General features: G+C 61.4%; 10 protein-coding genes and 1 pseudogene. 4 read left to right on the top strand and 7 right to left on the bottom strand.

What is annotated here, in order from left to right; translation table 11 throughout:
- Nucleotides 1-137 (top strand): annotated as a pseudogene (locus VMJ11_RS19155) (transposase); the annotation flags it as partial.
- 458 nt (nt 138-595) lie between these two features.
- Here VMJ11_RS19155 and VMJ11_RS19160 read toward each other — a convergent pair.
- Nucleotides 596-844, bottom strand: a complete 249-nt coding sequence (locus VMJ11_RS19160) for a type II toxin-antitoxin system RelE/ParE family toxin (RefSeq protein ID WP_325620962.1) — start codon at nt 842-844, stop codon at nt 596-598.
- Nucleotides 841-1038, bottom strand: coding sequence for a type II toxin-antitoxin system ParD family antitoxin (locus tag VMJ11_RS19165; RefSeq protein ID WP_325620963.1), 198 nt, complete (start codon nt 1036-1038; stop codon nt 841-843). Before VMJ11_RS19165 ends, VMJ11_RS19160 begins: the two co-directional genes overlap by 4 nt.
- A gap of 167 nt (nt 1039-1205) precedes the next feature.
- Between VMJ11_RS19165 and VMJ11_RS19170 the strand changes: the two genes are divergently transcribed.
- A complete protein-coding gene (locus tag VMJ11_RS19170; RefSeq protein WP_325620964.1) occupies nt 1206-1385 on the top strand; it encodes a hypothetical protein in 180 nt (59 codons plus the stop codon).
- Nucleotides 1386-1425: 40 nt separating this feature from the next.
- Here VMJ11_RS19170 and VMJ11_RS19175 read toward each other — a convergent pair whose 3' ends face one another.
- Nucleotides 1426-3204, bottom strand: a complete 1779-nt coding sequence (locus VMJ11_RS19175) for an SWIM zinc finger family protein (protein ID WP_325620965.1) — start codon at nt 3202-3204, stop codon at nt 1426-1428.
- Between the two features lie 1135 nt (nt 3205-4339).
- Between VMJ11_RS19175 and VMJ11_RS19180 the strand changes: the two genes are divergently transcribed.
- Together VMJ11_RS19180 and VMJ11_RS19185 are read left to right on the top strand one after the other, a co-directional pair.
- Nucleotides 4340-5632, top strand: a complete 1293-nt coding sequence (locus VMJ11_RS19180; RefSeq protein ID WP_325620966.1) for a D-amino acid dehydrogenase — start codon at nt 4340-4342, stop codon at nt 5630-5632.
- Between the two features lie 561 nt (nt 5633-6193).
- On the top strand, nt 6194-7036 hold the full coding sequence (locus VMJ11_RS19185; protein WP_325620967.1) for a TetR/AcrR family transcriptional regulator: 843 nt from the start codon (nt 6194-6196) through the stop codon (nt 7034-7036).
- A 189-nt stretch (nt 7037-7225) separates the two neighbouring features.
- Here the strand turns inward: VMJ11_RS19185 and fabI are convergent, their stop codons facing one another.
- From fabI to VMJ11_RS19205, 4 genes are all read right to left on the bottom strand, one after another.
- Nucleotides 7226-8017 carry an enoyl-ACP reductase FabI gene (gene fabI, locus VMJ11_RS19190; RefSeq protein WP_325620968.1) on the bottom strand — a complete coding sequence of 264 codons (792 nt, stop codon included), beginning with the start codon at nt 8015-8017 and terminating at the stop codon, nt 7226-7228.
- Between the two features lie 4 nt (nt 8018-8021).
- On the bottom strand, nt 8022-9200 hold the full coding sequence (locus VMJ11_RS19195) for an acetate/propionate family kinase (RefSeq protein WP_325620969.1): 1179 nt from the start codon (nt 9198-9200) through the stop codon (nt 8022-8024).
- Between the two features lie 4 nt (nt 9201-9204).
- On the bottom strand, nt 9205-10143 hold the full coding sequence (locus VMJ11_RS19200; RefSeq protein WP_325620970.1) for a phosphate acetyltransferase: 939 nt from the start codon (nt 10141-10143) through the stop codon (nt 9205-9207).
- A 32-nt stretch (nt 10144-10175) separates the two neighbouring features.
- Nucleotides 10176-11567, bottom strand: a 1392-nt coding sequence (locus VMJ11_RS19205) for a DUF3141 domain-containing protein (RefSeq protein WP_325620971.1), incomplete at its 5' end; no start/stop codon positions are given.

The following is an 11567-nucleotide window of genomic DNA, read 5'->3' on the forward strand; positions in this document are numbered from 1 at the left end:
GGTTTGGGCTTTCGGACCCGGCGATGGAAGAGGCGCTTTATGACGTGCCGCTGTACCGTGAGTTTGCGGGGCTGGACGAAGGTATGACGCGTTTGCCGGACGAAAGCACGATTCTGCGGTTCCGCCACCTTCTCGAAACGCCTTCCCAAGGTCTTCACGTCTCACGCCTGATACTGTATATTTACACAGCTCTGACCGGCTTCGCTTTCCGTCGTGTATCGACAGGCTCTCGGAAGCGGATGCCTTTAACAGATTAGCAATGCAAATTAAAAGGCTGGAGAGCATGACCAGATGAATTTTTCTGGTCATTTGCCGACGAATCAGGTGGGGCGATCCCACGCTGGCTCGCCCGCTTCGAACGACTGTCCGAGGTAGCGCCGGATGGCCTCTTCGTCGGTCAGGGAGCGTGCTTCGTCAAACGGTTTTGCTTTCGTCATGGTCTGAAAATGAAGAAGCCCGCGATGCCGGATGGCTACTCGCGGGCTTTGTGCCGTGCAGATTGTGTCAATGGAACTCGCTGTCATCGCTCAACAGCCATGCCGGAATATCACGCTTGCCGTTGAGCACGCGCCAGACCTCGACGTGATCCTTGCGCTCAATGTAGCAGATCAGATGCGGGTAGTGATCGAGAGACCATGAGCGCAGGCTTGGGATGTCCAGCTCGTACGCGTAACGGGGAGAGCCCGATGTTGGGGTGTTTGGCGAGATGCGTGTATGCCTGCTCGATCTCCGCAATGAATCCGAGCGCCGCCTTTTCCGAGCCTTCGGCCACGAAGTAGTGGGTCAGCTCGTCTTCTACGTCCTGCTTGGCCAGCCGGGTCGGGATGACGGGCTTGGCCGTCATTTGCGCGAAGTACGCACACGGGCGCGCAACGATTCGAAGTAGCCGGCATCGGCCGGATCCGCGAGGCCCGAAGTCGCTCCCTGCAGGATCATTGCGCGCAGGCGCTTGCGATCCTGATCCTTACGGATAAGTTCGCGGACGTATTCGCTGCTCGTGCCGTAGCCGCACTCACCGACCTGAACGGTGGCCTGCACATGGGTTAAGTATTGCCCTGGGGCGCGAGGGGTACGACCCGAAAGCTCATGGCTCTAGCGCCCACGACAATGCGCTAGAGCATTTTGGTGAAGCGCGAGCGCGACCACATTTCACCAAGGTGCTATACCCGTCCATGTGGAGGCGCGGACGTGTTGCGCCGGAGAACATGACCGACGACCAGTACGACGCGTACACCATCGCTGACTGGCTACGGCTCGCTGACCAGGACGGGCGCCTTCAGCTCGCCCTACACCCACCATTGACGCCGCCGGAGCGCGCCGTGGCTGAAGTCGAAGGTTGGATTCTCGGGGTCGGCTCCGCTGTCGCACCTAATGAGTTCTGTTGAACACCGGGATGAACCTATGCGCGACGGCGTGCGGGCGACTTCAGGCCAGGTTGGCCAGCAGCTTGATGAAGTTGCGCTTTGCGCGATACGCCGCCCGAATCTCCTCCAGTTCGCGGGTGAACTCCGCCCGTTCATCCAGCTTCGCCCGCAGCATGCCGATGGCCCGCACGATTTCGAACGCCTCGTCATATCGCGCGTTGCGCGTACCGCCCTCGGCAGCGACCGGCAGCAGCCTGTGATACAGGGCGATGGCGTCGTGCGGATGGGTCTTGCCACGGACAGCCGCCATTTCCGGCCATAGCTGTGTTGCTACCGGGCCGCCGGCAAACGTTTCCCATGCGGTGTCGTTCTCTTTTCTGGCAAGAAAAATCCTGACCAGTTCGGTCCGCGTTGACCGCTGCCAGACACTGCGCTTCGATTTTGCGACTGCCTCCTCTCCCCTGACCAGCGCCCAGAGGTGCGTGAGAGCGCGCTCCCGTGTCTCGTCATGCCTGCCGGTCGCCGTAGCAACCTTCATCAAGGCGGTGAAGGCCTCGGCTGTCGGGTGCATTTCGAAGCGGCGCCACGCGAACGCATCGGCCTTGTCAAATTCACTACGACGGAGATACGCGTCGATGCAGAAGTCGAGCAGGCGCTGGTCAAAGCTCTGGCCGGACTCTTTGATGCCGCGCTCGGCCCACGTGAGCCCCTCGTCCGGGCGACCATGCTTCACACAAAGCTCCGCCACTAGCAGAAAGCGGTACGGGCTCGACAGGTCCTTCGAGCGAATGCGAATCAACGCATCAACGTCTCCATCGAGTTCGGCCAGCGCCTCCATCGCGTGCTCGAGCTGCATGCGCGGCGAGTCGTAGGACCGACGATATTCTTTGCCCGGCGCGAGCGCGGGCAGCGCTTCCCACGCCTCGTTGACGAGTTCGCGATAGCGGCGCAACCCGTTCTTGCCCAGTGGCTCCGCATACGCAGGCAAAACGTTGTAGAAGGTGTCCCACTTGCCTTCTGTCTGGAAGCGGAAGAGCCGCTCCGCAAGCTTCACCGGGTCGGGTCCGGTCAACTTGCAGGCATCGAGGTGCACAGACGCCAGCTCGAGAATCGCCGGCATCACGTCGCCACCGGAGTCGTCAATCTGTTCGAGGCTCGTTTCGGCGCCCGCAATCGCCAGCTCGGACAGCTCGACCACCTGTGCGGCATGAGGTCCGGAAAGCCTCTGGCGCAGCATGTCGGCCAGCGACATCAGGCCATCGCCGTATGCGCCAGCCTCCCGCCAGTCCAGTGGCCGGGAAATACGTGTCGCCTGCCTGACGGCGGCCTTCATGCCCGGCAAATCGGATGCCCCCGCGGCACGCGCGGCGAACAGCAGCTTGTCGCGCAACGACAGGTCGCGTTCGACGGCTTCGAGCAACCATCCCTGAAGCGCATCCTTGTCGAGTGTCGCGACGTATTCGCGAATCACTTCCTCGTAGGTCTTCCTCTTCTTGCTCGATTTCCCGGGAGCCGCCTCTTCGGCATGGAACACCACCTCTTCACCGGAATTCTCGAGCCATGAGAGCGCGACAGCGACAGCGTGCTTGCAGAAAACTCCGTCGTCGCCCACCGGACACGTGCAGTCGTACGCGAGTTCGCCATCGTCATCGACGGCGAGTTCAACCCGGTAACGATGCGTGCCGCGTACGCTGGCATGAATAGCACCCTCGTGCTCCTCCAGGCGGGAGACGGCGCCATCGTGGAAATAGGCCTTGCCGCGCGCAAACGTCTTCGTGTCGGCCAGCGACTGGACTTCGGCAAGAGTGAGAACCTCGGAGAGCTTTGCTGACTGGGACATCGGGTGACTGGCGAAAAACTGAGAATGCCGCGACGGGCGGCGCACAGGCACGATGATACCTGGGCAGCGCTGAAGTTGTACACGGCACGGCGAGTTGCTGGGAAACGCACTGCCCGTCCAGCAGGCGGCGAGCAACAGTAAGGAGCAGCACGGCCCGTTCCGCTATCGAACCCGACTGGACCGCAGCGGCTCCGGGAAGCACGCTCCCCAGCGCCGAAATCCCCAACCAGCTTTGCTTACCAGGAATGGCGTGAGAGGCGCTACAGCCGAAGAGAACTCACTCGAACCCGACCTCTACCGCTATCACCGGGCGCCACGCTTGCCATCATCACTCTCCCCTGGTAAGCAGCCGCGCAGCGGCATGTAGGCAGATGCGCGTTTGAGAGATGTACCGGTTATTTCACGAAAATCTCTTTACGTGAGGAGCAAAAAACGGAATAACCAGATGTATACGCCCAATGAATAGAAAACCCATTCCTAAAGCAAAGATATCTTTCTTTGGGGTTTCTAGTTTGAATATCTATAGGTAAGCATCGGGTCCCTGAAGGCTAGCGCCTGAAAACCTTCCGCCCATAAGGGTCCGCCAGACTATTTCGGGTCCCGCGCCTCTAGCTTCGCCAGCGCGTCCGTTTTCTCAGGACCCATCCCCGTGGTACGGATTTCCCTAGCGTGCCACCGGTCACTCCTCGTCCGCGCTAGCGATCACTGCCCGATGTTCTTCAATGGAAAAGGCGGCGCGAAACGTCGGTCGGCATTGTGCTCGGCGACGCGTGACAGGTGATTTATATCACCTCAGCGGAGGCTCTGTCCATGCAAGAGTGCGCGATTTTTCCAACATAATCATGCGATTAGAAATATGGCGTTATTTTACGCAGAGTATTTTATCGCACCATTACCACGATAGCCGCCCCACCGCTACCGGGTCAGGCGCAAGCAGCTCGACCATCGGGCATTGTGTTCGGGAGGCGCCGGTGCCTATCGCTGCTTCAAGCGAAATGCCGGTCACGACGCGACGCAAGAAATTACCCCTGACGACCTATACGAGAATATGATTAGCGAATGCACTGCGATACTCGCGGTTTGGCAGACTTTCTCTCTGTGACCAACAATCTCTCTGGCGGCGGAGTCGACTGATATGCGAGTCCTTGTACTGGGCAGTGGAGTTGTTGGGGTGACGAGCGCGTTCTATCTCGCGCGTGCGGGACATGACGTCGTCGTAATCGACCGGGAACAGGGCCCAGCGCTCGAAACGAGCTTCGCGAATGCCGGACAGATTTCGCCTGGCTACGCAGCGCCGTGGGCTGCACCGGGTGTGCCGCTTAAAGCAGTGAAGTGGATGTTCCAGAAGCACGCGCCGCTTGCAATTCGTCCGGACGACGAAGACAAGCAGTTCCAGCTTCAATGGATGTGGCAGATGTTGCAAAACTGCACGGCCGAGCGTTATGCCATCAACAAGAACCGCATGGTTCGACTCGCGGAATATAGCCGCGATTGCCTAAAGGCGCTGCGGGCCGAAACGGGAATCCAGTACGAGGGCCGCACGGGCGGCACACTGCAGGTTTTCCGGACGCAGCAGCAGTTTGACGGTGCAGCCAAGGACATCGCGGTTCTGAAAGAGGCGAATGTCCCGTATGAGTTGTTGTCCCGAGACCAACTCGCTCGGGTGGAGCCGGCACTTGCTGCCACCGCGCATAAGTTGACCGGCGGACTGCGCTTGCCCGGCGATGAGACGGGCGACTGTCAACTGTTTACGACGCGACTCGCTGCGCTGGCTGAGCAGGCGGGCGTGACCTTCCGCTACAACACGCAGGTCGATGGTCTTGTGGTCGAGGGCGGCAAAGTCGTCGGTGTGCGCCATGGTGCGAAGCTCCTCCACGCAGATGCATTCGTCGTCGCATTCGGGTCCTACTCCACGAACTTCCTGTCCGGCCTCGTCAAGATTCCGGTCTATCCCCTCAAAGGCTATTCCATCACAGCTCCTATCGTCGACGAAGCTCGCGCACCGGTCTCAACAGTTCTCGACGAGACGTACAAGATTGCCATCACACGCTTCGAAAAGCGCATCCGCGTCGGCGGTATGGCTGAAATCGTTGGCTTTGACAAGCGACTGCGCGAGGCGCGTCGCGAGACCCTGGAAATGTGCGTAAACGACCTCTTCCCTGGCGGCGGCGATACATCGAAGGCTACCTTCTGGACCGGGTTGCGTCCCATGACGCCGGACGGCACGCCGATTGTCGGCCACACCGCAGTGCCTAACCTCTATCTCAATACGGGGCATGGCACGCTCGGCTGGACAATGTCCTGCGGCTCGGCGCAACTTCTCGCAGACCTCATATCTGGGCAGAAGCCCGCCATCCAGTATGACGACCTGAATGTTTTTCGCTACGCGAAAGAGTCGGAAGCACCGCGCGATTTTCAACTGAACTAGGCGTTGTGCCACGGTGGAAATCTTCGTTGCTCGAGTTCGTCAGGATTGCGGCCGCTGAAATTTTCGTTCGAACATTGCCCTTGAAGAGTTTGGACTTCTGCACATGGTCGACGTCAGTTCGGTCTACTCCGTCGTCGGCCTGACCTCGAAGGCTGTCCTGAGCACTCGACCAAAGGCGGACGGCTTGCCAAACGTTCATCGCTTATCGCGACCCAACCCTTGAGCAGGACATTCAAGCGTGACTTCGGCCTCACGCCATCGTTTCTCTCCAACCCCGCGCATGTGCGCGTACAGATCGGCAAGGAACTTGCCCGCAACCGAGGTTTCACCGCGACGCGCTGAACGCCTCACGCACGCGGCGAAGACTTCTCGAGCGCATTCCATCACTGTCAAAACAGCATCTCAGCCCTCGAAGCATGCGGCATTATGCAGTTTCTCTCACGCGCGTGTGCCATGGCAGAATTTGCTTGCGATACTTGAGTCGTCCGCGCGGCATATGTCCTCATGCGAGCGCACGCGCAAGATCTGCGGTTAAAACAGCACTTCTCGTCAGGATTGGGTATGCCAGAATCGAACGATGACCATCGCCCTCGGGTAGCGGCCGAGCGTCGCCGGCGCATGCGCATGCGGTTGCTCGAAAGCGCCATGATCGTGTTTGCCCAGAAAGGCGTGGGTGCAAGCGTCATCGCCGACGTCGTCGCAGCAGCCGAGGTATCCAAAGGATCGTTCTACAACTACTTCCGCACCAACGAGGAGCTTTTTCAAGCACTCGCCGCCGAGTTGAACCGGGACATCGTGAGGATGGTCGAAGCGGCGATATCCAACGTCGAGGACGATCCCAGCCTCAAGGTCGCCACCGCATTCCGATGTTATCTGCACTTGATACGGTCTCATGAACTGGTTGCGCAGTTCGTGGCCGGTGCGGGCTTGCAGCTCGTGAACCGCGACAGCGGGTTCTACGACTACCTTCCACGCCACCTCAGAGCGGGGCAAAAACGAGGTCAGTTTAACGACGGCGCGGTCGGGACGATGATAGACGTCGTTACCGGCGCCGGCTTGATGGCGGTCCATCGCATGGTAGCCGGCGGAACGTCTCGTCGTTACCCGGAGCAAGTGGTCGGACTAGTATTGGGTGCGCTTGGCCTGAAGCCGCAGGACATTTCGAGGTTGATTACTTTCCCCTTGCCGGAATTGAGCGTTCCGCCAGACTCGCTGCTGGCCCGCGCAAAAAGCAGCGCCCTCGCGCACGACGCAATACAACAGGCTCTACCGAGCGGCCGAGTGATCGCTCTTCCGCGTCGTGCCGGGCCATGCTGCTCATTCTGTCCGGACCGTCAAGATGATCGCTTCGACAGTGCGGTCGTTCCAGAAAACTCGATGGATCCTCGTCTGCAGGATTCGTAGTGCTTCCGGCTTAAGGTCATTGAACGCGAGCAGCACAGCCGGCCGGCATCCCGTACCTGCGATTCGCTCGATTGCCGCAAATGGCGGAAAGCCATAGTGGCTCAAAAAGCCGGCGATATCGCCGTCGGATACAGCGTCCTCGATGGGTTGCAGCAAAAGCTCAGTCACGATGTCGTTTCCCGTAAAGCGTCATGCCATGATGTTCACGCCACCATCGACGTACAGCGTTTCGCCCGACACCCTGCGCGCATACGGTGTAGCGAGGAAAGCGCAGGTATAGCCGACGTCCATGATGTCGACGAGTTCTCCAAGCGGCGCGCGGTGGGCCGCCTCGTTGAGCAGCAGCCCAAAGTCCTTGAGGCCGGAAGCCGCGCGCGTCATCAGCGGACCCGGCGATATGGCGTGTACGCGGATACCTTGCGGGCCCAGTTCGTAGGCGAGGTAGCGCGCGCATGCCTCGAGCGCGGCCTTGACCGGTCCCATGACGTTGTAGTTCGGCACCACCTTGCTCGCGCCGTGATAACTCATGGTAAGCAGCGTGCCGCCCTTGTCCATGAGCGGCGCAGCAAGTGCGGCCATACGCACGAACGAGTGGCACGAAATGTCCATGGCCCGCGAAAAGCCCTCGCTTGAGCAGTGCAGCAGGCCGTCCTGAAGATCGTCTTTCGGTGCCCACGCAATGGAGTGCAAGACGATGTCCAGACGCCCCCACTGCTGCCCTATGTGCGAAAACACGCCCTCGAGCTGGCTCGCATCGGAGACGTCCAGCGGCAACAACAGGTCGGCCTGCAATTCCTGCGCGAGCGGCTCGACCCACGACCTGCTTTTCTCCGTGGCGTACGTGATAGCAAGGTCTGCACCGAGTTCGCGGAAGGCCTTCGCACAGCCGTACGCGATCGAATGCTCGTTGGCAATCCCCGTGACCAGCGCCTTCATGCCCTTGAGCACAGGGCTAATGTGTCCCGTCTGTTCAGTTGACATGGGCTTACTCCAGGACAGCGCGCGTATGTCGCGCGATCATCAGTTCCTCATTGGTCGGAATGACATACACCGGCACGCGGCTCGATGCGGTGCTCACAAGCGGCCCACCGTCGAGATTCGCGGTCACATTGAGGTCGGCGCCAAGCCACTGCGCCCGCCGCACCACGCCCTCGCGGATTGCCGCTGCGTGCTCACCAATGCCACCGGTAAAGACCACCGCGTCCAGGCCCTCCATTGCCGCAGCAAGTGAGCCGAGTTCGCGGCAGATACGGTACACGTAGAGGTCGATCGCGAAGCGTGCTCGAGGATCGTCGCTTTCCTGCAGTGTGCGCATGTCCCCGGAAATGCCCGATACGCCGAGCAGCCCGGAATGGTGATACAGGAGATCCTCAACGGCGCGCGCATCCATGCCACGCTCTTCCATCAGGTACAGCACGACCCCGGGATCGAGATTGCCGCAGCGCGTGCCCATGGGCAGCCCGTCCACGGCCGTGAAGCCCATCGAACTGGCCACGCTCTTGCCCGCCACGAGCGCGCACATGCTGGCGCCGTTGCCGAGGTGAGCCACCACCGTACGCCCGGCCGCTGCCGCCGGCGCAACGTCGGGGAGCACGCTCGCGATGTATTCGTACGACAGTCCGTGAAAGCCGTAGCGGCGCACACCCAGGTCAGTAATGGCAGCCGGTAACGCAAAAGCCTGCGCCACGTCGGGCTGCGTACGATGAAACGCCGTGTCGAAGCAGACGACCTGCGGCACGTCCGGGTACAACTGTTCGATCAGGCGTACCGGCTTGAGATTGTGCGGCTGATGCAGCGGTGCGAGCGGCGTCAATTTTTCCAGTTCGTCGATTACGGCAGGCGTCACGCGAGCGGGACCGCCGAAGCGCTGCCCGCCGTGCACCACACGGTGACCGACGGCCGCGAGCGTGTGCCCTTCGCGGTGCTCGCTCAGGAACACGGCAATCTGCTCCAGCCCGCGGCGATGGTCCAGTTCCTCGCCGCCGGTCCACTCCCTCTCGTGGCGCACTCCGTGGTGGTCCAATGCCTCGAACCGGACATGGTCGGTGTACAACCCATCCACCTGGCCATGTACGACGAATTCGAGCGCCGCCCCACGCTCTTCGAATGTCGAGAACTTGATACTCGATGAACCGGCATTCACGACGAGAATTACGGCTGCCATGGCATCAACCCTCGATAAGTCCGGCCGCCTGCCTCGCGCGCGCCACGAGCATGGCCACCGCGCAGGAGGCAAGGCGGGTCATGACCGAATCGGCCCGGCTCGTCAGGATCACGGGCACGCGCGCGCCCAGCACGATGCCCGCCGCGTCGGCACCCGCGAGGAACGACAGGCTCTTGGCCAGCATGTTGCCCGCCTCGAGGTCGGGCACCATGAGCACATTGGCGCGGCCCGCCACCGGCGAGTCGATGTGCTTGATACGTGCGGCCTCTGGATCGATTGCGTTGTCGAGTGCGAGCGGACCATCGACGATGGCGCCCGTCACCTGCCTGCGATCAACCATCTTGCACAGCGCAGCCGCTTCGAGCGTAGAGGGCACCTTCGGGTTCACGGTCTCCATGGCCGAAAGGATCGCAACCCGCACTTCCGGAAACCCGAGCGCATGACCAAGATCGATCGCGTTCTGGAGGATGTCAATCTTTTCCTCGAGCGTCGGCGCGATGTTGACGGCCGCGTCGGTGATGATGAGCGGATCGGCGTGGGACGGCACGTCCATCACGAAGCAGTGACTGATACGCCGTGCGGTACGCAGTCCGGCGTCGCGGCGCACGATCGCGGCCATCAGTTCGTCCGTGTGGAGGCTGCCCTTCATGAGCGCCTGCGCCTTGCCTTCGCGCACGAGTTGAACGGCGGAGGCCGCCGAAGCTTCACTGAACGGCGCATCGACGATGGGATAGTCGCCGATGGGGAGCCCGCATTCCGACGCGACCGACAGGATGCGCTCGCGCGGACCGACGAGCGTGGGCACGATGAGCCCCTGCCGCGCAGCGTCTATCGCGCTCTCAAGCGAGCTCGCGTCGCAGGGATGGGCCACCGCGACGGGCAGCGGCGCGAGGGCCTGGCATTGAGCGATGAGACGGCGGTATTTGATGTGGTTGGATTCCATGGACGCTTTTCTCCTGAACGGATGGAAGGTGCTCAGGCCCCCGCGACCTTGACGCGCGGCGCTCGCGGCTTGCCGACGGGCGTTGCCGCCGCCGGCGCGCCGAGCACTGCGCGGATCGCATGCAGCGCCTGTTGTTGCTGCTCGGTCGGCTCGATGGCCTGCACGCGCCGGTCGGCCACCAGCTTGTCGAGCAAGGTCAGCAGCCGATTGCGGTGTTCAGGAGTCGCCAGCAGGTCGGGCAGCGTTTCGATTGCGCGCTGCGGCTCGAAGGTCGCAATGATTTCCTGCTCGCCCCGAATTCGGCGCCAGTCGGCCGGCGGCAACGTGGGCAGGTAATCGGCATATTCCTTCGCCAGTTCGCGAACCGTCTCGATGCGCGATAACGGCAGGGGCTGCCCCTTGGGCGCAAGCAGAAATGCCGTGCGCGCGACTGCCTCGTCGTAGCCGCCGTGGCCGATCGTGGCCAACGCTTCCCGGACGAACGGCATGCTGCGCGGGTCGGCGCTCGTCGCGCAATCTTCGCCGTGCTCCTGCTGATGACCGAAGTCGTGCAGCCCGAGAAGATTCGCGTACACCGAGAAAAACAGCGCCTCGACGCCGGCATCGCGCACCGCGCGGTAATAGTCGAGCGAAGCGCTAAGCAGTTCAGAGCCGCGCCGCTCGACGTCGCGCCACGGTTCGACGTCGTCCGCGCGTGCACGGCTTGCCCTGACCGTGTCGGCGACCGGGCCCAGCGCGGCCAGCCACGGATTCAAGTCCGAGAATGCCCATCGCTCGAAACGCAGCGGATGGAAATCGCGCAGGAGCCGCGCGGTCGTTTCGTTCGAGGTCAACTGAACATACGGTTGGACGAACAGCTCATAGGCACGCTGATTGAATTCCGACACCGCGGCCACGGCCTTGAACGGCTTTTCGTCCTCGCGTTGAAAAGAGGGATTGAAGTGCTCGACGGCCTCCTCGAGCCGATGCTCCTTGAGCGAGACGTCGTATTCGGTCTTGCCGTCCGAGCCCTTCACTTCCTTGATCGACATGCCGTAGAGGCCGGGCGCAAGCGCCTCGATCGTCTCCAGCACGTTGAATATCTGTGTGTATTCCTTCTTCGCCACCTTGCCTGAAACGAAGATGCCGAGATGGCCAATATCCCCATGCGTGAGGGCGACGATGACCTGACCGCGCGCCTTGATCTCTTCCGTGCTGCCGTACAGGTCGGCGACCCAGTTGAATGCCTGTTGCACCGGTGTGATGTTGTCGCCCATCGAAGCAAACAGAACGATGGGGACGCGGATCTCGCGCAGGTCGAACGACTTGCCGGACGGACCACGCACTTGCCCCGACCACAACCGGTTGCCGACAAACAGGTTATGGGTGATCCACTCGATCTCTTCCCGGTTCATCAGATAGTAGGTGCCCCACCAGCGCTCGAA

It is taken from the genome of Paraburkholderia sp. (assembly GCF_035501035.1).
Taxonomy (GTDB): Bacteria; Pseudomonadota; Gammaproteobacteria; order Burkholderiales; family Burkholderiaceae; genus Paraburkholderia.